A 21,221-nucleotide genomic window follows, 5' to 3' on the forward strand; every position below is an offset into this window, starting at 1 on the left:
CATGAGCCGTACCCCCGTCACAAAACCCGCCGAACAAACGCCGCCCAAGTCTGATACAGTCGGTCTGGATCGTGGGCTGCGCCCGCTGGTCGGCTATACGATGAAGCGCGCAACCAATCTCATGCAGACGGATGCCGCCCGTGTGCTTGAACCGCTGGGTTTGCGGATCACGACCTTTTCCGCCCTCTCTGTCATCTGCGATACCCCCGATGTGACGCAGTCGCAACTGGCCGCAAGCCTGAACATGGAGCGCTCGAACACGGTTCTGATCATCGACGCCCTGGAAGAGGCTGGATTGATCGGTCGGCACCGTGTGCTGACCGACAGGCGGTCTTTCGCGCTGCGGGCCACCCTTGCAGGCGTCAAGCGCAGACGGGCCGCCCTCGCGGCTCTCGAGGCGCATGAAGATGTCATGCTTGGCGGGCTGACAGCCAAAGAACGGAACACTCTGGTGGCGTTACTACGCCGCATCAACCAGCCTGAATAGCGAAAGGATTGGCCCATGATCGACCTCGACAAGATCCGCGCCATCGACATACATACCCATGCCGAAGAACCCTGCGGCTGCCATTCCGACGATGGTTATGACGATCTGCAATCAACGATGGCCAAGTATTTCGGCGCGCCGTGGTCGCATCCGCCCACGATGCAGGAAACTGCAGCCCATTATCGCGAACAGAACATCGCGGCCGTGATTTTTCCCGTCGATGCCGAACGCGAAACCGGCTACCGTCGCTACAAGAACGAGGAGGTGGCAGAGATTGCCGCCCAGAACGCGGATGTGCTGATTCCCTTTGCTTCGATCGACCCGCATAAAGGCAAAATGGGCGAGCGCGAGGCGCGCCGTCTGGTCGAGCATTACGGGATCAAAGGCTTCAAATTCCATCCGACCTTTCAGGGCTTTTACCCCAATGAACGCTTCGCCTATCCGCTTTACGAGGCGATCCAGGAAGCCGGCGCGATTGCCTTGTTCCATACCGGGCAGACCGGTGTTGGATCGGGGATGCCCGGCGGCAATGGGATGCGGCTGAAATACTCCAACCCGATGTATCTGGATGACGTAGCGGTGGATTTCCCCGATATGAAGATCATTATGGCGCATCCGTCCTTCCCTTGGCAGGAAGAGGCGCTGGCCGTGGCGCAGCACAAGCCGAATGTCTATATCGACCTGTCCGGCTGGTCGCCCAAATATTTCCCGCCGATTCTAGTGCGCTATGCCAATTCGATCCTGAAAAAGAAGGTTCTGTTCGGTTCTGACTGGCCGATGATCAGCCCGGAACGCTGGCTGTCCGATTTCGAGAAGATCGACATCAAGGACGAATTGCGTCCCGATATCCTCAAGAACAATGCCGCGCGCCTCCTTGGTTTGATGTGACGGGGGACAGGCTATCGGTCCACAAAATCACGAGGATTTCTTGCTTATTTGATCCATCTCAAATCCGTCTTTCCTGACGTATGCTAATATTTGCATATATCAGGAGAATCCCATGTCAGATACGACTCACTTGCGCGCTTCGCGCCGCGCCTTTCTTGGCCTCGCTGGAGCGGCAGCGGCCCTTGTAACTACAACCGCCGCACCGGTGCAGGCCGCACGGGTCAAAACATCGGCACGGATTGTTATTCTGGGAGCTGGCGCTGCCGGCGCGGCTCTTGCCAACCGTCTGGCCCTGCGTCTGGACGGTGCAAAGATCACGCTGATCGACGGGCGACCCGAGCATTGGTATCAACCCGGCTTCACGCTGATCGCGGCCGGCCTCAAACCTGCGCGCTATTCGGTAACGGGCACGACGGACTGGCTTCCGAAAGAGACGACCCTGATCGCTGAATACGCAGCCGAGATTGAGCCCGAGGCGAGCCGTATCATCACAGCTTCGGGGCAGTCTGTTCCCTATGACTACCTTGTGGTGGCGACGGGCCTCACGCTGGACTGGGCCGCGATCGAGGGGTTCTCGCTGGATATGGTCGGGCAGAACGGGATCGGTGCAGTCTACGCGGGGCCGGATTATGCCGCCAAGACATGGGCCGAGATGGACCGCTTTACCTCGATGGGCGGGCAGGCGCTTTTTACCCGCCCCGCGACCGAGATGAAATGCGCGGGCGCCCCGCTGAAATACACGTTCCTGACTGACGATTACGCCCGCAAGAAAGGCAATCGCGGCAAGGTCGAGATTACCTATGCCGCCAATAACAAGTCCCTGTTCGGCGTGCCCATCGTCAGCGAGAAGGTCCGCATGCTGTTCGGGGATCGCGGCGTGAATGTGGTACATGACCACGTCATGACGGCGATTGATCAAAGCCGCAAACTGGCCAGTTTTACTACACCGGATGGTCCAGCCGAACTGCCTTATGACTTCATCAACGTCATCCCGCCACAGCGCGCACCGGACGTGATCCGCAACTCGACGCTGCCTTGGGCCGACAAATGGACCGATCAGGGCTGGGTTGAGGCCGATATGAGAACCCTGCGCCACCCGCGTTTCAGCAATGTATTTGCGCTTGGTGATGTGGCAGGCGTTCCCAAGGGCAAGACTGCGGCTTCGGTCAAATGGCAGGTGCCGGTGGTCGAGGATCATCTGGTTGCCCAGATCGAAGGCAAGGAAGGCACCGCCGCCTATGACGGATATACTTCCTGCCCGCTGATCACCCGTGTCGGGCGCGCTATGCTGGTCGAATTCGACTACAACAACAACCTTGTGCCCAGCTTCCCCGGCATCATCGCCCCGCTAGAGGAGCTATGGATCAGTTGGCTGATGAAGGAAGTCGCCCTCAAGGCCACCTATAACGCCATGTTGCGCGGCAAGGCCTGAGAAAGGATCAACACTATGAAAGAACTCACATTCGATACCCTGCTGGCCGTCTTTGAAGAGATGTTTGGCCCCGCCCTGTTCTGGATCATGGTTGCTGTCGCTGGCGTGATCACTCTGGCCTATCTTTATGTGCTTGTCCGCGACCGTGCATTGTCGATGCGGAAATTCCTTCTGGCGCAACTGTCGATGCCTTTCGGCGCGATTGCTGCGGTGGTTTTCGTGCAATGGATCACAAGCTCGGGGTTCCGCGATATCGGTGGACCCGTCGATGTGATCGTGCTGCTTGGCGTGGCAGCGGCGGGTGCGGTGGGGCTTGCGATCCTTGTCTACACCTTGCAGGCCCTAGTTCAGGGCAAACAGGACGGCTCTGCTGCGGGTAGGACGTGACATTGCCGTTGCAACCTGTTGTGTTCCCATCGAACAGGCCTTCCACGGGCCCGAAAACAGGACAGGACACATCATGACAGCATTGTCTGAAACATCGGCAGATCAGGCAAAAAACCACAGCCGGCTAGAGCATTTTCCCGTGACTTTTTTCGCGATTGTCATGGGGATGGCGGGTTTGTCGCTGGCACTCGGGGCTGCAGAGCAGGCTTATGATCTTGGCGCGCTGGCCTCTGGTCTGGCATTCGGCGCGGCGACGGTGATTTTTGTGATGGTCAGCGCCATCTACACCGTCAAGCTGCTGCGCCATCCCCATGCTGTGCGGGCGGAATGGAACCATCCCGTGCGGCTGGCCTTTTTTCCGGCAATTTCCATCTCTTTGCTTCTGCTGGCTACGCTGACGCGGCCTTATTTTTCCAGTCTTGCCGAAACGATGTGGCTTGTCGGCATTGCCATGCAAGGCGTGCTGACGATTGCGGTCATTTCAGGCTGGATCGGTCATCGCGCTTTCCAGACCCCGCATCTGTCGCCTGCATGGTTTATTCCGGCGGTGGGTAATGTGATCGTCCCGATTGCCGGTGTGCAAATGGGCTATACCGAGATCAGCTGGTACTTTCTGTCCGTGGGCCTGATCTTCTGGATCGTGCTGTTGACCCTTGTGATGAACCGCCTGATCTTTCACGATCCTATGCCCGGAAGGTTGCAGCCAACGCTGGTTATCCTGATCGCACCTCCGGCAGTCGGCTTTGTCGCATGGGTCCATCTGACCGGCGAGGTCGATGCCTTCGCGCGTATCCTGATGAACGGGGCCTACCTCTTTACGCTTCTGGTGGCCGTTCAACTGCCGCGCATTGTCAAACTGCCTTTCGCTTTGTCTTTCTGGGCGCTGTCATTTCCCTTTGCCGCGGTCACGATCGCAAGTTTCTTGTTTGCCCGCCATACCGGATCAGCGGCGCATCATCTGTTGGGCACCGGTCTTCTGGCTGTTCTGGCAGTCATCATCATCGCCCTGCTGATCAGAACCCTCCGTGCCATCCGCGCGGACGAGATCTGTCAACCTGAGTAATTATCCCAACCTCCAAAGGACTTTTCCGTGAAAAGCACACTGACCGCCCTCGCGCTTGTCGCGGGGACCGCCCTCGGCTTGCCTGCACAGGCGCAGGACCAGAAGAACCTCGTGACAATTCTCACCGCCGAGGATGCCCAGAGGCAACTGATGGCGATGGTGCTGACCATAAACACCGTTCAAGCCGGCGCGACAGCACTGATCCTGCTTTGTGGTTCTGCCGGGGATCTCGCGATGAAAGATGCGCCTGCGTCTGCGACAGAAGCGCAGGTGCCGATGGGGATGAGCCCGCAAGGTCTGATGCAGACCATCATGAAAAAGACAGGGACCAAGGTCGAGGTCTGCGCGATCTGCCTTCCCAACAAAGGCGTGGGTGAAGATGCGTTGCTGGACGGCATCACAGCCGCCAGGCCGCCTGTCGTGGCCGGTGCGCTGATCGCTGACAATACTGTCGTGATGAGCTTCTGAGCCAAGGCCGAACGGGGCGCTCTGATCAGATGCGCCCCGTTTCTTCTTGCCTCAAATATCCCCGCGCGGCGCGCATCCGCCCTAGCGCTTGTGATCAGCCCTAGACGACCTTGACCACAGCTTTGCCGAAATTCCCGCCCTTCAGCATCCGCATGAAAGCGGCTGGGGCGTTTTCCAGCCCTTCGGTGATATCTTCCTGCACCGCGATCTTGCCCTTGGCGACCATCGGTCCGACTTCGGACAGGAACGCGGGGAAATGGTCGAAATGATCCGAGATGATGAAGCCATGCACATGCATCCGGTTCACAAGGATCGTGCGCCAGAGTTTCGGCAGATTGTCCTTGCCGGGGCTGTCGCTGGCCCCGCCCAGACCGCCCAGATCATACCAGCTGATCATGCCGCAGACGGGGATGCGCGCGCCGACATTCATCAGGGGGATCACCCCTTCCAGAACCTTGCCGCCGACATTCTCGAAATAGATGTCGATACCTTTGGGGCAGGCCTCGGCAAGCGCTGCGCGCATTTCTCGGCCATCCGAATAGGCGCGGTGGTCAAGGCAGAGGTCAAAGCCGAACTTTTCAACCGCCAGCTTACATTTGTCAGCCCCTCCCGCGATTCCGACAACCCGCAGCCCGCGCGCCTTGGCGACCTGGCCGACCATAGAGCCGACCGGACCGGTGGCTGCGGCAACAACCAGTGTTTCGCCTTCTTTCGGGCGGCCATACTCTGTCAGGCCGAACCAGCCGGTGAAGCCGGGCATGCCCAGCACACCAAGCGCCGCCGTGACAGGACCATGGGCCGGGTCAAGCTTGCGAAGTTCCCGTGCGGGAAGGCAGCCGTGACTAGCCCAGCCGAACATGCCGAATGCGATATCACCCGGTTGGAAATGTTTGCTGTTCGAGGTGATCACCTCACCCACGGCCCCGCCTTCCATCGTGCCGTCGATGGGCACGGGCTTGGCATAGGATTTTGCATCATCCATACGGCCCCGCATATAAGGGTCTAGCGACATATACTGCACCTTGACCAGCACCTCGCCTTCACCGGGGACGGGCATCGGGGCGTCCTCATAGCGGAAATCCTCGGGCTGGGGTGATCCGTCGGGACGGCGAGCAAGGGCGATGCGTTTCATCATCTCGGTCATGTCATTCTCCTTTTTGGGACGCACAACCCGAAGCGGATCGCGCATGTTCGTTCTGTCATGCAGATATTCAGTGCATCAGCGACTGCGGTAGCGGAACACGCCTGTGCCGGTGGCGATCACGATGCCGGTTTCGTCCTTGACCATGCCTTCGGCAAAAAAGGTCTTGCGCCCGCCACCTGTCTTGCGCCCCTCGCCGATCATCAGATTGCCTTTTGCCTGTGCCATGAAGTTTACGGTCATTGACAGGGTCATCGCCATCTGGGTTTGGTCCGGATCGCCGGTATAGCTACCGCAGAACCCCATCACCGTATCCAGAAGCATCGCATGCACCCCGCCATGCGGGATGCCGAAGCGGTTCATCAGGAAGGGGGCCAAGGGAAGCTCGAAGCGGCTATAGCCTTCGGACCAGCCGGTCATTACGAAGCCCAGATGCGCCTGCAGCGGATAGGCCTCTTCGACCAGTGCAGGATCCAATGAGGTCATGGCTTGCCCCTTTGTGCAGCGTCCAGTCCGCTTTGGGCAAAGGTGGGCACGAAACTGCCCAGCTTGCGCGCACGTTCGGGGTTCGAGGCATTGCCGTCCACGGCCCTTTTGAGCACGCCTTGCAGGATACTTCCCATGCGGAAGAAGGCGAAAGCCAGATAAAAGCCGAAATCGTCGATGCCCGGCAATCCGCGCCGCGCGCAATAGGCGGCAATGAAGTCCTCATCGCTCATGAGGCCTTCGGCGGCACGGTCAACACCGGCCAGACCGCGCCCTTCATTGCCGGGCGGCATGGCCCATTGCATCAGTACGGCGGCCAGATCGGCGTAGGGGTGGCCGGTCGTGGACAGTTCCCAATCCAGAACGGCCACGCAAGCAGGCCGGTCTTTTGCGAAAAGCATGTTGTCGATCCGGTAATCGCCATGCACCAGCGTGCGCTGTCCGTCATCCGGCGGAATATGCGTATCAAGCCACGCGATCAGCTCTTCCATCGCGGGCACGTGCTCCATCTCAGAGGCGCGGTACTGTTTGGTCCAGCGGTCGATCTGGCGACGGTAGTAATTGCCCTCGGGACCGTAGTCATCCAGACCACGGGCGACCAGATCAACATCGTGGATCGCGGCAAGGACACGGTTCATCTCGTCCTGCACGGCGCGACGGTCTTGAACGGGCACACCGGGCAGTCGCGGATCGTCGAAATGGCGGCCTTCGATCTCCTGCATGACATAGAAGGCCGAGCCGATCACGTCGGTGTCCTCGCAAAGCACATGCATCCGTGCCACTGGCACATCGCTGTCGGCCAGAGCTTTCTGGACACGGAATTCGCGTTCAACCGCATGGGCGGATTTCAGTAGAAGTCCTGGTGGCTTGCGGCGCAGGACGTAGTTGCCCTCGGGCGTGACCAGCCGGAACGTCGGGTTGCTTTGCCCGCCTGCGAATTTCTCGGCGGTGATCGGGCCTTGGAAGCCTGGCAGATGGTCCGACAACCAGCGGGCAACCGCGTCGGTGTCCAGATATGCGGCGGCATTGTTAGTCATCGCCCTGTCCTTTCTCAGCTATAGGTCAGCATCTGCGCGGCATTGGCTGCGGTGATATGTGGGGTCTCGTTGAACGTCCCCAGATGTTCCCCGCGCGGGGTGACCACGATACGACAGACCGAGCAATTCTTGATCTGCAACTGCAACCGGATCATAGCATCTGCAGGCGCACCCATCACCTCTGCCACGGTCTGGCCAATCGCTCCGCCGGATGTGACGACAATGACCTGCTCCGGCTTGCCTGCGGTGGCTTGCGCGCGCGCGTCGCGGACCCTTTCGGCAAAGGCGGCATAGGGTTCGGGCGGATCCATGATCTCGCCGCGCTGCCATTCCAGCACGGTTTCGCGCAGCATCTTGAAATGCAAACGCCTGTCGCTGTGCAGGGTCGTGGGCCGCTCCTTGCCGCGGTAGCGCGCATTCAGCAGACCGCCGAAATCGAATTCGTTGAAACCGGGCAGAATACCGGGCGCGGTCGGAAAACCCAGCGCGGTATTGATCCCCTCCCAAGTCTCGCGGTGCCGCCGTTGTGCTCCGATGAAGACCGCGTCGGGTTCAGCACCCAGCGCCTTGAGCGCAAACCCCAACGCGCGGGACTGTTCATGCCCCAGTGCGGACAGCTTATCATAGTCAGCTGCCCCGAAACTGGCCTGCGCGTGCCGGATAAGCCAAATCTCAGGCATTCAGGATCTCGCGCATTTCGGCCTTGGCTGCATCATATTCCAGCGCCAGACGGTCCACCAAGGCGCGGGCGGGCACGACCTCCTTGACCGCGCCGATCCCCTGACCTGCGCCCCAGATTTCCTTCCACGACTTGGGCTTGGAGCGGCCTTCGCCGAAATTCATCGACGTGGCGTCGGCGGTTTCCAGATTGTCAGGGTCCATGCCCGCGCGCATGATTGACGGCTTGAGGTAGTTGCCATGCACACCTGTGAAGAGCGAGGAATAGACGATATCCTCGGCTCCGCTCTCGACGATCATCTGTTTATAGGCAGGGTCGGCATTCGCCTCTTCTGTCGCGATGAAGGGCGAGCCGATATAGGCCAGATCCGCACCCATCGCTTGCGCCGCCAGTATGGAACGGCCTGTCGATATGGCCCCCGATAGCAGAACCGGCCCCTCGAACCATGTCCGAATTTCCGAGACCAGCGCCAAGGGCGACTGCGCGCCAGCATGGCCGCCTGCACCTGCAGCGACGGCGATCAGACCATCCGCACCTTTTTCAACCGCCTTCTTGGCAAAGCGGTTGTTGATGATGTCGTGCAACGCGATGCCGCCGCAATCATGGGCGGCTTCATTCACCTCGACCCGGGCACCAAGGCTGGTGATCCAGATCGGCACCTTCCATTTATGGCAGATCTCGATATCCCGCTCGAGCCGCGCATTCGAGCGATGCACGATCTGGTTCACCGCATAAGGGGCGGCGGGGAAATCGGGGTTGGACTGGTTGTAGCGGTCCAACTCCTCGGTGATCCGCTTGAGCCAAGCTTCCAACAGGATTGGCTCGCCTTCAGCTTCCCGCGCGTTTAGCGCTGGAAAGCTACCGACGATTCCTGCCTTGCATTGTGCGATCACCAGATCGGGGTTGGAGATGATAAAGAGGGGCGAGGCGACTGCGGGAATCCGCAGCCCCTGCAATTGCTTGGGAAGCTGACGCATCAAAGCACCTCGAACAGGCCTGCGGCCCCCATGCCGCCGCCTACGCACATGGTGCAGACGACATGTTTTGCGCCGCGTCGTTTACCTTCGATCAGCGCATGGCCGACCATGCGCGCGCCGGACATACCATAGGGGTGCCCGATAGAAATGGCCCCGCCGTTGACGTTCAGCAATTCGTTAGGAATGCCCAGACGGTCGCGGGAATAAAGGACTTGCACGGCGAAAGCCTCGTTCAACTCCCACAACCCGATATCGTCCATCTTGAGACCGAATTTCTTGAGCAGGATCGGCACGGCAAAGACCGGACCGATACCCATTTCATCCGGCTCGCAACCCGCGACAGCCATGCCGACATAGCGACCAAGCGGTGACAGCCCGCGCCGCTCCGCCTCGCGCGCTTCCATGATGACAGCGGCGGATGCACCATCCGACAACTGGCTAGCATTACCTGCGGTGATGAAATCGCCTGCCGGAATTTCCAGCCCGTCCTTGTGAACAGGGGACAGTTTTTGAAGATCGGCCAGCGTGGTCGACGGGCGGTTGCCCTCGTCCTTGTCCAGCGTTACCTCGACATCGCTGACAGCCCCCGTGGTCTTATCCATGACCTTCATCACAGTGGTCAGGGGCACGATCTCGTCATTGAACTTGCCCGCCTCTTGCGCGGCGGCCGTGCGCTGCTGGGATTGCAGGGCATAGGCGTCTTGTTCTTCGCGCGTTACACCATAGCGCCGCGCGACCATCTCGGCGGTTTCCAACATGGACATGTAAAGCGCCGGCTTGTGTTCCTTGATCCACGGATCGCCCATGCGGAAACGGTTCATCTTGTCGTTCTGCACAAGGCTGATGGATTCCAAACCGCCGCCGATGGCGACATCCATCCCGTCGGAAATGACCTGCTTGGCGGCGGTCGCAATCGCCATCATGCCCGAGGCGCACTGACGGTCCAGCGACATGCCCGCCACGGTGACAGGCAAGCCCGCACGGATCGCGGCCTGACGGGCGATATTGCCACCGGTGGAGCCTTGTTGCAGGGCGGCGCCGACCACAACATCCTCGACCTCTGGGCCTTCAAGCCCTGCACGCTTGACCGCGTGGCTGATGGCATGGCCGATCAACGCCTGACCTTGGGTATCGTTGAAGGCACCGCGATAGGCTTTGCCAATGGGGGTGCGGGCGGTTGAGACGATGACTGCGTCACGCATGGTATATTCCTTTCAGGTTCAATCGTTCCACGGCAGCGGCAGGCCACGGGCCTCGGCTGCCATGCGGGCATATTTACGGGTCTGGGCAAAGGCGTCCTGCATCTCGGCCTGACCACGCAGATCGCGGATCTGGCCCATCGCGGCCATCACGCCTTCGGGTGACAGCGCATCGCCTTGCAGGGCAACACCTGCGGTTTCGGTGATCTTGGTCTCGGTGAAGCACCCTGCGCCCGCGCCAAGGATCATGCGCGAGGGCGCATCATCGCAGACCAAAGCCAGCAGACCGGGAGTGATCATATCGGGCTGCAAAAGCTCCAACGCCTCAGGTGGCAACAGATTTTCCGTCATCCGAGTCGCGGCGGTGGGGGCCAGCATATTGACCCGGATATCGTATTTGGCCCCTTCCAGCGAAAGCACGTTCATCAACCCCAGAAGTGAGGATTTCGCAGCACCGTAATTGGATTGGCCGAAGTTGCCATACATACCTGACCCAGAGGTGGTATAGATAATGCGCCCGTAGCCGCGCTCGACCATATGCCGCCACAGCGCGTGGGTGGTATGGACCGACCCCATCAGATGCACGTCCAGCACCCTGCGAAAATCCTCCATCGTGGATTTCGCAAATGTCTTGTCGCGCAGGATGCCTGCGTTGTTGACCAGAATATCCACATGGCCGAATTCGGCCAGTGTCTGATCCACCATCGCCTGCACTTGCGCGGGGTCCGTCACATCAGCCCCGTTGGCGATAGCGTGACCACCCATGGCGCGGATTTCGTCCACAACAGCACGGGCGGCGTCCGATGATCGACCCGTGCCATCTGTCATGGCTCCGAGATCGTTGACCACGACCTTTGCGCCACGCTCTGCCAGACCCAGCGCATGACAGCGACCCAGACCGACACCAGCGCCGGTGACAATAGCGACGCGACCGTCAAACCGGATGCTCATGAGGTATCCTTTCCGAAATAACGCCGCCCCAGCCATTCTGCAACCAGCGCGGGTTTGTCCTGCCCTTCGATCTCGACCGTCACGGCAAGGGTCGATTGCACCTCGTCAGGGCGGATCTCGACGAAATCTGCCAGCACGAAACGGCCTCTGATGCGTGCGCCCACCTTGACCGGCGAGACAAAGCGCATCTTGTTCATACCGTAGTTGACACCCATCGTGACCCCTTTGATCGAGGGCATTTGATATACCATCGCCGACAGCAGCGAGAGGGTCAGAAACCCATGCGCGATGGTGCTGCCAAAAGGCGTTTTTGCAGCAGCTTCGGGATCGACATGGATGAACTGGTGGTCATGAGTGCAATCAGCGAACTGGTTGATCTGCTCTTGCGTGATGGTGAACCAGTCCGAGACGCCGATCTCGGTGCCGACCATCGCCTCGAATGCGGCGCGGCCGACGACATTGGTGGCAGGCATGGTCATTGTCAAAGATCCTCGTTGAACAGGCTGCCGGGGGCGTTCGACTGCATCCCGCCCGACAATGGCAGGATCGCACCCGAGAGATAAGCCCCACCGCGCCCGCAAAGATATTGCAGCGCGCCTGCGATATCTTCCGGCACACCCACGCGCCCCAGCGGCACGCCTTGCGCCGATTTTTTACGGCCTTCCTCATCCGCAAGGGCAAAGGCCGTCATTTTCGACACGAACGGGCCGGGAGCGATAGCATTGACGGTGATGCCCATTGGCGCAAGGTCATTCGACAAAACGCGCGTCATATGGTGCACAGCGCCTTTGGACACGGCATAGGAATAAGTCATCGTGCCCTTGGGAATATCACCCATGACCGAGCCTACATTGACCACGCGGGCGGGATCGTCACCGGTTTTGGCGGCCAACAACAGCGGCAGCAGGCTTTGCGTCAGGTGGAACATGCCGGTTACATTCAGGCGCAGCAGCTTGTCCCATGCGTCATAGGGGTGTTCGCCAATCGGAGCGCCCCACGTGCGGCCCGCGTTGTTCATCAGGATATGCAACTTGTCAGTCCGGTTCCGGACTTCGCCCACAAGGGCCGCAATGCCGTCCTCGGTTGCAACATCACCGCCGAACCCTTCGACAGAGCCTGCGAGTCCCAAGCCGTTGATCTCGGCCGCGACAGCCTCGCAGGCCTCGGCCTTGCGGCTGGCGATCAGGACGCGCGCACCGGCGGCGGCCAGCCCCTCGGCGGCCATCCGCCCGATGCCGGTTGCCCCGCCGGTCACAAGGGCGACTTTGCCGGCTAGGTCGAACAGGTGCGAAGGTGTCAGTGTCGAGGTCATATTTTGGTCCTTTCCATCAAATACCACGCGCGGCGCCGATCACCGCAGCATGGTAGCCATAATCGCCCAGCCATTCGGCCCCGACGCGGGCGCGTTTTATGAAAAAGCCGATGTCATAGGCATCGGTCATGCCGATGCCGCCATGCATCTGCACAGCTTCGGATACGGCCAGTTTCGCGGTCTGCGCGGCACGTGCTTTGGCCAGAGACACGGCAAGCGCCGCGTCATCGGGCGCATTGTCCAGCACACGGCCAGCATTCGCGATTGCGCTGGCTGTCACCTCGATCTCGGACCAAAGATGTGCGGCGCGGTGCTGGAGCGCCTGAAAACTGCCGATGGTGCGGTCGAACTGCTTGCGTTCTTTCAGATAACCAAGCGTGATCGCTGCGGCGCCACCTGCCAGACCAGTCAGTTCAGCAGCGAGAGCGGCCTGGCCCGCCTGAAGCCCCGGACGCAAGGCTACCAACCCGTTGTCCAGATCGCCAATGATATCGTCGCCTGTTACCGCGACCGCGTCAAAGACAAGCCGCGCATGATCGCGGCTGTCGATGGTCGACAGCGCCTGCCGGTCCAGTCCGGCAAGGCTGGCGTCAAGATCGAACAGGGTCAGGCCTTCGGGATCGCCCGCCGCACCCGATGTGCGCGCCAGAACCAGCACGCGGCTTGCAGTTGTGCCGTCGGCCACAAAAGCCTTTGTGCCGGTCAGACGGAACGTATTGCCTTGCCGTTCGGCCTGCATCGCTGTGGCCGCGGGCGCGAACTTCGGGCCTTCGTCGAGGGCCAGCGCATATGTTGCCCGTCCTGCTGCAATGGTTTGCAAGGCACCTTGTGCGGCGGGGCCTGCCTGTCGCAAGACAGTGGCCGCGATCACAGCGGATGACAGGAAGGGCGATGCCGCCAATACGCGACCCATTTCCTCGGCCAGAATGCCAGCTGCGCGGTGCCCCATATCCGCGCCACCGGCCGTTTCGGGCACCAGAACACCGGTCCAGCCCATTTGCGCCATGTCTGCCCAGAGTGCCGGATCATGGGCGCGGCCAGCATCACGGTTGGCGCGCAAGGCAGATACGGGCGAGGCTTCCGCCAAGAAACCACGCGCGGCGTCGCGCAGCATGACCTCGTCTTCGGTATCAATCAGGGTTTGTGCGGCGTCTTTCATTGGCCCGGCATCTCCAGAACACGTTTGGCGATGATATCCAGCATGACTTCCGAGGTGCCGCCTTCAATAGAATTGGCCTTGGTCCGCAACCATTCCGGCGCAAGCCCACCATGCGCTCCGTCCCATTCCAGCCCGTCGCTGCCAGCGGTCGCCATCATCAGTTCGTAGCGGCGCTTGTTCAATTCGGTGCCGTAGTATTTCAGCATCGCACTGGCATTGCCCACCCCGCGCCCCGCCTCGGCCTGATCCTTGTAGCGTTCCATTGTCAGGCCAAAGGCCAGCGTGTCCACTTCGGTCTGCATCGCCTCGGCGCGCAAAACAGGATCGGCCAGCAATTCGCCCTCTTGCATGGCAATTATCTGTGCGACCGAACGCGCACCCAGTAGTCCCTGACCCCCGCCACCGATCATCTCGCGTTCATGGGTCAACAGATATTTCGCGATATCCCAACCGCGGTTCAGTTCGCCGACAAGCTGTTCCTTGGGGACTTTGACGTTGTCAAAAAATGTCTCGCAGAATGGCGACTTGCCCGAGATCAGGCGGATCGGACGGGTCGTGATGCCGGGCGTGTCCATATCCATCAGCATGAAGGATATGCCCTTGTGCTTGGGCGCGTCGCGGTCGGTGCGGACCAGCGCAAAGATCCAGTCGGCCTGATCCGCATAGGATGTCCAGATTTTCTGGCCACTGACTAGCCAGTGATCCCCCATGTCCTCGGCCCTTGTTTGCACATTGGCCAGATCAGAGCCAGCGCCCGGTTCCGAATACCCCTGACACCAACGGATTTCGCCGCGCGTTATCTTTGGCAGGTGTTCAGCCTTTTGTGCATCATTCCCGAATTCCAGCAAGGCAGGGCCCAGCATCCACAAGCCGAAGCTTTGCAACGGTGGTGGCGCGCCGGCTGCGGTCATTTCCTCGCGGAAGATTTTTTCCTGTGCGCGGCTCAGGCCTCCGCCACCGAATTCCACAGGCCAGCGCGGTGCGGTCAGGCCGCGCTTGACGGCGCGCTCAAGCCAGATCCGTTGATCGTCATTTGCAAAGCTCCATTTGCGACCGCCCCAGACAATCGAATTTTCGTTGAATGCGCGGCCCAGCAGAGAGGCAGGGCAATTGTCCTTGATCCATGCGGAGATATCGGCGCGGAACGCGGCCAGAGCTTCGGTTGCGTCGGACATATCACCCCTCCCTTGGTTTTATGTTCGCAATGCGGAAATGAATTTCACAGATGCAAGGCAACATCATATTGCAATTACCGTCAAGCGCACCTCGTCAGTGGTCAGACCTTCCGTTGCGTGATGAACGGTGCAGCGCGTCTGACCGCACCGCACCACGGTTCATGCTCAGCGCAAATCCGGCAGTTTGTAATCCGCAAATTGCTGGCGCAATGTCAGCTTCGACACCTTGCCTGTGGCGGTCAGCGGCAGTGCGTCCACCCAGACGATATCATCGGGTAATTGCCACTTGGCGAAATGCCCTTCCATATGGGTGTGAATATCCCCAAGGCCGGGTTTGTCACCGCCTGCCGCCACTGCGATCAGAACCGGTCTTTCGTCCCATTTCGGATGGGGCATCGCGATGGCGGCGCAGCTTGCGATGGCAGGATGCGACATGGCCACGTTTTCCAGATCAATCGAGCTGATCCATTCCCCCCCTGACTTGATCAGATCCTTCGAGCGGTCCTGAATCGACAAAAATCCGTTAGGATCAATCGAGGCGATATCGCCGGTCCCGAACCAGCCTTCGGAATCAATGACCTTTTTTGTAGCTTCCTCGTTTTTGAAATATCCCGAGACCACGGTATTGCCGCGCACATATAACTCGCCCACGGCCTTACCGTCATGGGGCTGGCGGGTGCCGTCATCCCCTACGATCTTGAGGTCCACACCAAAGACACGGCGGCCCTGCTTGGCCTTCGCGTCGATCATCTTGTCAAAGGGAAGCTGCCTGACCCATGTAGGCATATTGCCGTGGGTGCCGATCGGGCTCATTTCGGTCATGCCCCATGCATGGCCGACATTGACGCCCAGTTTCTCGAATGCCTCGATCATCACGCGGGGGGCTGCCGATCCGCCAACGATCACATCGCCAAAGCCTTTGGGCAGACGACCTTGTGCCTTGATCTCGGCCAGAAGTCCCTGCCAGACGGTCGGCACGCCCCATGCGGAATAGACGCCTTCATTATCCATCAGCTTGAAAACGCTGGGCCCGTCCAGCGCAGGCCCCGGCATCACCATCGACAGCCCCACCATCGGGGCGGCATAGGGCAGACCCCATGCGTTGACATGGAACAGCGGCACCACGGGCAGCACCTTGGCTCCTTCGGGGAAGGCTGATCCCATCACCAGCGAGATCATCAAGCCGTGCAGCAGGGTCGAACGGTGCGAGTAAAGCGCGCCCTTGGGATTGCCAGTGGTGCCTGAGGTGTAGCACAGGCCGGATGCGGTATTCTCGTCAAACACGGGCCAGTCGAAACTGGTGGGCTGGCCTTCCAGCAAGTCTTCGTAGCACAGCGCGTTCAACCCGTTTTCCGGCATATGCGCGCGGTCGGTCATGATCACATAGATCAGGTCTTGCGGCAGTTGGTCCTTCAGCCCTTCAAGGATCGGCACAAAGGTTAGGTCAACGAACAATACCTTGTCGCCGGCATGTTCGACAATATAGGTCATCTGCTCGGCGCTCAGGCGCGGGTTGATCGTGTGACAGATCGCACCTGTGCCGGAAATCGCATAGTACAACTCGAAATGGCGGTAGCCGTTCCATGCCAGTGTCGCGACTCGGTCGCCTTTCTCGATACCCATTCCCAAAAGGGCATGGGCCAGTTGCGATACCCGCGCCAGCGTTTCAGGATAGGTCTGGCGGTGCACATCACCTTCGGTCCGTACTGATACGATCTCGGCCTTAGGGTGCGCCTCGGCAGCATAGGTCAGGATGTCGCTGATCATCAGCGGCCTGTTCATCATCATGCCCTGCATTTGGTTCTCCTCCCATTCGCGTTCATGTTGACCGGAGCCTAGCGTTAAGATCGGCTTTGCCAAAGGCAAAACACACAGACAGGACATAGGTTTTCCGCTGCGTCATTCTGCCTTGGCGCTTGAAGGCTGCAATCCGCCTGCCTAGGCTGGTGCGAACTGCATACTGCGGCCCCGTTCACCAAGGAGAAAGCCATGAAAGCGATTATCTGTAATGCCTTCGCCCCTTTGGACCACTTGGAGTTCGGAGATGTTCCCGACCCGCAGGCGACAGGTGATCAGGTCGTGATCCGTGTTGAGGCGGCAGGGGTGAACTATCCCGACGGGCTGCTGGTGCAGGGTCTCTATCAGATGCGGCCCGAACATCCTTTCGTGCCGGGGATGGAAGCGGCAGGCGTAGTTGAAAGCGTAGGCCCCGAGGTCAAGCGCCTCAAGGTCGGGGACAGGGTGGCCACGATCTGTTCGCTGGGCGGCTATGCCGAACAGGTGGGCGCGTCGGAAAAGCTGGTCTTTCCAATCGGCGATATGGATGCAGCCGATGCCTGTGCCTTGCTCGTGGCCTTTGGCACCTCGCATCATGCGCTGAAACAACGCGCGGCGCTCAAGCAGGGTGAAACGCTGGTTGTTCTGGGGGCTGCAGGGGCCACGGGCGTGGCGGCGATCCAGATTGGCAAGATTATGGGAGCGCGGGTGATCGCTGTCGCATCGAGCGACGAGAAACGCGCCATCGCGCGCGACAATGGCGCGGATGAGGCGATCGGATATGAGAACCTCAAGGATCGGTTGAAGGCCATGACGGGGGGCAAAGGCGTCGATGTCGTCTTTGATACCGTCGGTGGTGATGCCTTCGACGCTTGCGCGCGGTCGATGGGCCGCAACGGGCGTCTGTTGATCGTGGGCTTTGCAGGTGGCGAAATTCCGAAGTTTCCCGTCAATCTGGCGTTGGTCAAGGAATTCAGCGTGGTCGGCGTGTTCTGGGGCAACTTCACGCGCAACGAACCGCAGGTCTACGCGGAAAACATGCAAGAGTTGCTGGGTTGGTATCGGGCGGGAAAGGTCAAGCCGCTGATCGAAGGGCGCTATCCACTGGCCGACGCGGCAGAGGTGCTGACTCGCGTGCTGGGGCGCGGTGCAGTCGGCAAGATCGCACTAATCCCCTGAGGGGTCATGCCCCAATCCGGCCCACCTTCTGCACCATCTCCAGCAAGCGCGGGCCAAACTCGGTTTCTATCCGTTCCCGCGACAGGATATAGGCGGGGCCACCAAGGTTGAAGGCCAGCATTGGCACATCGCCCTGTGGCGAGCGATAGGGAACGGCGACCGAATTCACATCGGATTGCCAGCCTCCGATATTGGCGTAAAACCCGCGCGTCCGGATCTGTTCTGCGGCATCCGCGATCTCGTCACGGATGCGGGGCCAATGCTCGGGTGCAGTGCGTTCGCGGATCATTTCGATAATCTGCTCGCGCTCGGTCTCGCTTGTGCCCGCGATATAGGCCCGCCCCATCGCAGAGCGTGCCAGCGATATCCGCGACCCGACATTGAGCTGGAGCGAGATCATCCCCCGCACGGCCCGCGCGCACGCGACATAGGTCATGGAATGGTCATCACGACCACCAAGTGCCACCATCACGCCGTCGCCGCAATCGTCGGCCAGTTGCTGCATCAGAGGTTGTGCGGTCTCGCGCACCTTCAGCCCGCCCAGACAGGCATATCCAAGGCTGAGGACAGGCACGCCCATGCGGTAGCGCCCCGTGCCCTCGTCGTAAACCAGATAGCCCAGTTTCAGCAGCGTATAGGTGAGCCGCGATACTGTCGAATTCGGCAGGCCGGTCCGGTCTGCCAGATCACGGTTGCCAAGGCCCGAGCGGTCCTGCGGTGTAAAAGCGCGCAGGATGTCCAAACCGCGATGCAGGGCCGTCACGAACTGGCGGTCATCGCCATATTCCTTCTCGTCCACTTCCGGCGTTTGCTCGGCTGTTCTTTTCCTCACGGCTCTGTTCCTGTCTTGCTTTTGCTTGGTGGTGCAAACTCGGCTTCGGTCAGAGCGCGCCACAGCACCTTTCCGGTCCCCGATTTCGGCAGGCTGTCCACAAACTCCACCTTTGTCGGGCACTTATACGCAGCCATCTGGGTTTTGCACCAGTCTATCACATCCTGTCCCGTCAAATGGTCGCGGGCAGCGGATGATGTAACGACACAGGCTTTCACGGTCTCGCCGCGTCTCGGATCGGGGCTGGCGATCACGCAGGCCTCGACAATATCGGGATGGCGATGCATCAGCGCTTCCACCTCGGCGGGCCAGACCTTGAAACCGGAGGCATTGATCATCCGCTTGACGCGGTCGACCATAAAGAAATAGCCGTTCTCGTCATAAAATCCCAGATCGCCGGTGCGGAAGAACGGCTTGCCGTCGATTTCCAGAAACGCTTCTGCGCTGGCTTCGGGATTGTTCCAGTAGCCCAGAAACACCTGCGGGCCATGGGTAACGATCTCCCCGACCTCGTTTGGACCAAGCTCTTTGCCAAAGTCGGTGCCGTCCGTGACCGCAAGAATACGGCTGTCTACGTCGAACATCGGGATGCCAAGACACTGTCGCATCGGCGCATGTACGGGGTTTGTATGCGTGGCGGCCATGGTTTCTGACAGGCCGTAGCCTTCGATGTAGTCCAGCCCGGTAATCGCGTGCAGTTTGTTCGCCACCGCCTCGGGCATGGACGCGCCGCCGCCGCCGATGGATTTCAGGCTGGACAGGTCGTAGCTGGCAACATTTGGGTCGTTCACAAGGTCAATCGCCATTGTGGTGATCGAGCGCCAGCGCGTTACGCGGAAACGCTGTATCAGACGCGCCGCGTGGGTGCGGTTCCAGCGAAGCAGGATAACGATGCAGCCGCCCTTGATGACAGGGCCGTTCATCACACCCTGCATGCCGGTCACGTGAAAGAAGGGCAGTGTGGCCAGATGGACATCTTCCTTCGTCGAGGGATTCCAGACCTGCCCGCCCCACGCGGTATCCATCACGGTGCGATGGCTGTGCATGCAGCCCTTTGGCTGACCTGTTGTACCCGAACTATAGGGAATCACCGCCAGATCATCCGGCCCTGCCAGATGCGGGCCTGGCCTATGCCCTGCGTCCAGGGCATCCTGCCAACGGGTCAGGCCCTGACCTTCGACATCGGCGGCGTTCAGGTTCGCAAGCGCCTCGGGCAGGGGAACATCCTGCATCGGCGTGGTCATGTCGGCATAGGTCGCTACCAGCACATTGTCCAAAAGGCCGGCAGCGATCAGCGGACGGGAATCTGCTAGCCCTTCCTGTCCGCCCAGCATCAGCCGCGCACCGGTGTCGCGCGCCAGATGCTCCAGTTCGGCCCCCTTACTCATCGGATTGACTGGCACCACGACCGCATCCGCCCGCAAGGTCGCGAAATAAGCGATCACGAAATGCGGGCTGTTCTGCACACATAGAAGAACGCGGTCACCCTTGCCGATCCCCGCTTTGACCTGCATCCAGCCGGCAAGTTTTTCAACATCGGCAAGCATGGCCGCATAGGTCCATTCGCGGCCATAGAAGACCAGCGCCTTGCGGTCGGGATGGCGCGCGGCTGTTTCGGCCAGATTGGCAAAAAGTGTGCGTTCAGGCGCGTCCAGCGACTTGGGGACACCTGGTGGCCAGACAGTGTAATGGCGGGTCATCATCGGCATAAGTTCAAACTTTCATCCCTGGAAGGTTCAGTGAGGCGGTATTGCCCCCATCGACGGGCAGGGCCTGTCCGGTGATATAACTGGCGTCATTGCTGGCCAGAAAGGCGATCACGGCAGCGACCTCTTCGGGTTTTCCGTAGCGGCGCAATTCGCAGCGGGCACCCAGCCGGTCTTCCTTGCCCGCGCTGCGCGCATAGTCGAAAATCGGCTGCGTCATACCTGTCTCGATCAGGCCGGGGCAGACCGCATTGACGCGGATGCCATAGCCTCCAAGATCGCAGGCGGTCGTCTGGGTCAGGTTGATAACACCCGCTTTCGAGGCGGAATAGACATTGCCGCCCGCACCCGACCGGATACCCGCGACAGACGCCGTATTGACGATAGCGCCATGGCCGGCGGCAATCATTGCAGGCGCGGTATGCTTGATGAAATGCGCCGTACCGAACAGGTTCACCCCCATCACACGCATCCAATCGGCGCTGTCGATCTCTGTGATCGGCGCATGGGTGCAGGTGATCCCAGCATTGTTGCACAGCACGTCGATCTTGCCGAACCTGTCCAGAACGGTATGGATACAAGCCATGACAGCCGCTTCGTCGGCCACGTCACAGCGCAAGGCCAGATGCGGCCTGTCCTGATCCGGAAGCGTGCAATCATGCAGATCAACCATCACGACGCAGCCCCCTTCCGAGGCAAGTCGATACGCGGTGGCCTGACCGATCCCCCCCGATGCGCCGGTGACCAGCGCAACCTTGTCCTTAAATCTCACCCGGTCCTCCCGTCCCGTTTTACCAAGGCTTGCACAAAGACAAGGCTGGATCAACTGTGCGAAATTACTTTCCGCAGGTCGGGACTGCTTCGGCATGGCAGGAATTTGCACCAGA

General features: G+C 60.1%; 22 protein-coding genes. 7 read left to right on the top strand and 15 right to left on the bottom strand.

Going from position 1 to position 21,221, the window contains the following annotated elements:
* Position 1: 1 nt before the first annotated feature.
* The 6 genes from K7H22_RS03945 to K7H22_RS03970 all read left to right on the top strand — a co-directional run bounded on the left by K7H22_RS03945 (position 2) and on the right by K7H22_RS03970 (position 4,725).
* On the top strand, positions 2-487 hold the full coding sequence (locus K7H22_RS03945; protein WP_230799440.1) for a MarR family winged helix-turn-helix transcriptional regulator: 486 nt from the start codon (positions 2-4) through the stop codon (positions 485-487).
* A 15-nt stretch (positions 488-502) separates the two neighbouring features.
* On the top strand, positions 503-1,375 hold the full coding sequence (locus tag K7H22_RS03950; RefSeq protein WP_230799441.1) for an amidohydrolase family protein: 873 nt from the start codon (positions 503-505) through the stop codon (positions 1,373-1,375).
* A gap of 112 nt (positions 1,376-1,487) precedes the next feature.
* Positions 1,488-2,807 (top strand): NAD(P)/FAD-dependent oxidoreductase, encoded by a 1,320-nt coding sequence (locus K7H22_RS03955; RefSeq protein WP_230799442.1) that lies wholly within the window; start codon positions 1,488-1,490, stop codon positions 2,805-2,807.
* Between the two features lie 15 nt (positions 2,808-2,822).
* Positions 2,823-3,194 carry a DUF5368 domain-containing protein gene (locus K7H22_RS03960; protein ID WP_230799443.1) on the top strand — a complete coding sequence of 124 codons (372 nt, stop codon included), beginning with the start codon at positions 2,823-2,825 and terminating at the stop codon, positions 3,192-3,194.
* A gap of 73 nt (positions 3,195-3,267) precedes the next feature.
* Positions 3,268-4,257 (top strand): SLAC1 anion channel family protein, encoded by a 990-nt coding sequence (locus tag K7H22_RS03965; protein ID WP_230799444.1) that lies wholly within the window; start codon positions 3,268-3,270, stop codon positions 4,255-4,257.
* 27 nt (positions 4,258-4,284) lie between these two features.
* Positions 4,285-4,725 (top strand): hypothetical protein, encoded by a 441-nt coding sequence (locus K7H22_RS03970; protein ID WP_230799445.1) that lies wholly within the window; start codon positions 4,285-4,287, stop codon positions 4,723-4,725.
* Positions 4,726-4,825: 100 nt separating this feature from the next.
* Here the strand turns inward: K7H22_RS03970 and K7H22_RS03975 are convergent, their stop codons facing one another.
* The 12 genes from K7H22_RS03975 to K7H22_RS04030 all read right to left on the bottom strand — a co-directional run bounded on the left by K7H22_RS03975 (position 4,826) and on the right by K7H22_RS04030 (position 16,638).
* The gene (locus K7H22_RS03975) at positions 4,826-5,869 is read right to left on the bottom strand and encodes an NADP-dependent oxidoreductase (RefSeq protein ID WP_230799446.1); all 1,044 of its coding nucleotides are present in this window, start codon (positions 5,867-5,869) and stop codon (positions 4,826-4,828) included.
* A gap of 75 nt (positions 5,870-5,944) precedes the next feature.
* Positions 5,945-6,352, bottom strand: a complete 408-nt coding sequence (locus K7H22_RS03980) for a PaaI family thioesterase (RefSeq protein WP_230799447.1) — start codon at positions 6,350-6,352, stop codon at positions 5,945-5,947.
* On the bottom strand, positions 6,349-7,389 hold the full coding sequence (locus K7H22_RS03985) for a phosphotransferase (RefSeq protein ID WP_230799448.1): 1,041 nt from the start codon (positions 7,387-7,389) through the stop codon (positions 6,349-6,351). Before K7H22_RS03985 ends, K7H22_RS03980 begins: the two co-directional genes overlap by 4 nt.
* A 14-nt stretch (positions 7,390-7,403) precedes the next feature.
* Complete coding sequence (locus K7H22_RS03990; protein WP_230799449.1) at positions 7,404-8,069, bottom strand: histidine phosphatase family protein; 666 nt, start codon at positions 8,067-8,069, stop codon at positions 7,404-7,406.
* The gene (locus K7H22_RS03995; protein ID WP_230799450.1) at positions 8,062-9,045 is read right to left on the bottom strand and encodes an NAD(P)H-dependent flavin oxidoreductase; all 984 of its coding nucleotides are present in this window, start codon (positions 9,043-9,045) and stop codon (positions 8,062-8,064) included. The genes K7H22_RS03990 and K7H22_RS03995 overlap by 8 nt, the downstream gene beginning before the upstream one ends.
* Positions 9,045-10,247 carry an acetyl-CoA C-acyltransferase gene (locus tag K7H22_RS04000; protein WP_230799451.1) on the bottom strand — a complete coding sequence of 401 codons (1,203 nt, stop codon included), beginning with the start codon at positions 10,245-10,247 and terminating at the stop codon, positions 9,045-9,047. Before K7H22_RS04000 ends, K7H22_RS03995 begins: the two co-directional genes overlap by 1 nt.
* 18 nt (positions 10,248-10,265) lie before the next feature.
* Positions 10,266-11,195, bottom strand: coding sequence for an SDR family NAD(P)-dependent oxidoreductase (locus K7H22_RS04005; RefSeq protein WP_230799452.1), 930 nt, complete (start codon positions 11,193-11,195; stop codon positions 10,266-10,268).
* Positions 11,192-11,674 carry a MaoC family dehydratase gene (locus K7H22_RS04010; protein WP_419248143.1) on the bottom strand — a complete coding sequence of 161 codons (483 nt, stop codon included), beginning with the start codon at positions 11,672-11,674 and terminating at the stop codon, positions 11,192-11,194. The genes K7H22_RS04005 and K7H22_RS04010 overlap by 4 nt, the downstream gene beginning before the upstream one ends.
* 2 nt (positions 11,675-11,676) lie before the next feature.
* Positions 11,677-12,507: an SDR family NAD(P)-dependent oxidoreductase gene (locus K7H22_RS04015; RefSeq protein WP_230799453.1), complete on the bottom strand. Its 831-nt coding sequence runs from the start codon at positions 12,505-12,507 to the stop codon at positions 11,677-11,679.
* Between the two features lie 16 nt (positions 12,508-12,523).
* Positions 12,524-13,666 (bottom strand): acyl-CoA dehydrogenase family protein, encoded by a 1,143-nt coding sequence (locus tag K7H22_RS04020; RefSeq protein WP_230799454.1) that lies wholly within the window; start codon positions 13,664-13,666, stop codon positions 12,524-12,526.
* Entirely contained in the window at positions 13,663-14,841 is a 1,179-nt protein-coding gene (locus tag K7H22_RS04025) for an acyl-CoA dehydrogenase family protein (protein WP_230799455.1), read from the bottom strand. The genes K7H22_RS04020 and K7H22_RS04025 overlap by 4 nt, the downstream gene beginning before the upstream one ends.
* Positions 14,842-15,006: 165 nt before the next feature.
* Positions 15,007-16,638 (bottom strand): long-chain-fatty-acid--CoA ligase, encoded by a 1,632-nt coding sequence (locus tag K7H22_RS04030; RefSeq protein ID WP_230799456.1) that lies wholly within the window; start codon positions 16,636-16,638, stop codon positions 15,007-15,009.
* A gap of 192 nt (positions 16,639-16,830) precedes the next feature.
* On the opposite strand from K7H22_RS04030, the gene K7H22_RS04035 reads away from it, so the two are divergent.
* Positions 16,831-17,796, top strand: a complete 966-nt coding sequence (locus tag K7H22_RS04035) for an NADPH:quinone oxidoreductase family protein (protein ID WP_230799457.1) — start codon at positions 16,831-16,833, stop codon at positions 17,794-17,796.
* Positions 17,797-17,800: 4 nt separating this feature from the next.
* On the opposite strand, the gene K7H22_RS04040 is transcribed toward K7H22_RS04035, so the two are convergent.
* From K7H22_RS04040 to K7H22_RS04050, 3 genes are read right to left on the bottom strand one after another with little or no spacing between them, the layout of a single operon-like run.
* Entirely contained in the window at positions 17,801-18,628 is an 828-nt protein-coding gene (locus tag K7H22_RS04040) for an IclR family transcriptional regulator (protein ID WP_230799458.1), read from the bottom strand.
* Positions 18,625-20,337: a long-chain-fatty-acid--CoA ligase gene (locus tag K7H22_RS04045; protein ID WP_230799459.1), complete on the bottom strand. Its 1,713-nt coding sequence runs from the start codon at positions 20,335-20,337 to the stop codon at positions 18,625-18,627. Before K7H22_RS04045 ends, K7H22_RS04040 begins: the two co-directional genes overlap by 4 nt.
* Before the next feature lie 4 nt (positions 20,338-20,341).
* A complete protein-coding gene (locus K7H22_RS04050) occupies positions 20,342-21,106 on the bottom strand; it encodes an SDR family NAD(P)-dependent oxidoreductase (RefSeq protein ID WP_230799460.1) in 765 nt (254 codons plus the stop codon).
* Between the last annotated feature and the right edge of the window lie 115 nt (positions 21,107-21,221).

The organism is Seohaeicola saemankumensis (genome assembly GCF_021021435.1).
GTDB lineage: Bacteria > Pseudomonadota > Alphaproteobacteria > Rhodobacterales > Rhodobacteraceae > Seohaeicola.

Bases quoted from the DNA above. Each gene is read 5' to 3' on its own strand.
- K7H22_RS03945 (WP_230799440.1), top strand. From the start codon at position 2: ATGAGCCGTACCCCCGTCACAAAACCCGCCGAACAAACGCCGCCCAAG.
- K7H22_RS03950 (WP_230799441.1), top strand. From the start codon at position 503: ATGATCGACCTCGACAAGATCCGCGCCATCGACATACATACCCATGCC.
- K7H22_RS03955 (WP_230799442.1), top strand. From the start codon at position 1,488: ATGTCAGATACGACTCACTTGCGCGCTTCGCGCCGCGCCTTTCTTGGC.
- K7H22_RS03960 (WP_230799443.1), top strand. From the start codon at position 2,823: ATGAAAGAACTCACATTCGATACCCTGCTGGCCGTCTTTGAAGAGATG.
- K7H22_RS03965 (WP_230799444.1), top strand. From the start codon at position 3,268: ATGACAGCATTGTCTGAAACATCGGCAGATCAGGCAAAAAACCACAGC.
- K7H22_RS03975 (WP_230799446.1), bottom strand. From the start codon at position 5,869: ATGACCGAGATGATGAAACGCATCGCCCTTGCTCGCCGTCCCGACGGA.
- K7H22_RS03980 (WP_230799447.1), bottom strand. From the start codon at position 6,352: ATGACCTCATTGGATCCTGCACTGGTCGAAGAGGCCTATCCGCTGCAG.
- K7H22_RS03985 (WP_230799448.1), bottom strand. From the start codon at position 7,389: ATGACTAACAATGCCGCCGCATATCTGGACACCGACGCGGTTGCCCGC.
- K7H22_RS03990 (WP_230799449.1), bottom strand. From the start codon at position 8,069: ATGCCTGAGATTTGGCTTATCCGGCACGCGCAGGCCAGTTTCGGGGCA.
- K7H22_RS03995 (WP_230799450.1), bottom strand. From the start codon at position 9,045: ATGCGTCAGCTTCCCAAGCAATTGCAGGGGCTGCGGATTCCCGCAGTC.
- K7H22_RS04000 (WP_230799451.1), bottom strand. From the start codon at position 10,247: ATGCGTGACGCAGTCATCGTCTCAACCGCCCGCACCCCCATTGGCAAA.
- K7H22_RS04005 (WP_230799452.1), bottom strand. From the start codon at position 11,195: ATGAGCATCCGGTTTGACGGTCGCGTCGCTATTGTCACCGGCGCTGGT.
- K7H22_RS04010 (WP_419248143.1), bottom strand. From the start codon at position 11,674: ATGACCATGCCTGCCACCAATGTCGTCGGCCGCGCCGCATTCGAGGCG.
- K7H22_RS04015 (WP_230799453.1), bottom strand. From the start codon at position 12,507: ATGACCTCGACACTGACACCTTCGCACCTGTTCGACCTAGCCGGCAAA.
- K7H22_RS04020 (WP_230799454.1), bottom strand. From the start codon at position 13,666: ATGAAAGACGCCGCACAAACCCTGATTGATACCGAAGACGAGGTCATG.
- K7H22_RS04025 (WP_230799455.1), bottom strand. From the start codon at position 14,841: ATGTCCGACGCAACCGAAGCTCTGGCCGCGTTCCGCGCCGATATCTCC.
- K7H22_RS04030 (WP_230799456.1), bottom strand. From the start codon at position 16,638: ATGCAGGGCATGATGATGAACAGGCCGCTGATGATCAGCGACATCCTG.
- K7H22_RS04035 (WP_230799457.1), top strand. From the start codon at position 16,831: ATGAAAGCGATTATCTGTAATGCCTTCGCCCCTTTGGACCACTTGGAG.
- K7H22_RS04045 (WP_230799459.1), bottom strand. From the start codon at position 20,337: ATGCCGATGATGACCCGCCATTACACTGTCTGGCCACCAGGTGTCCCC.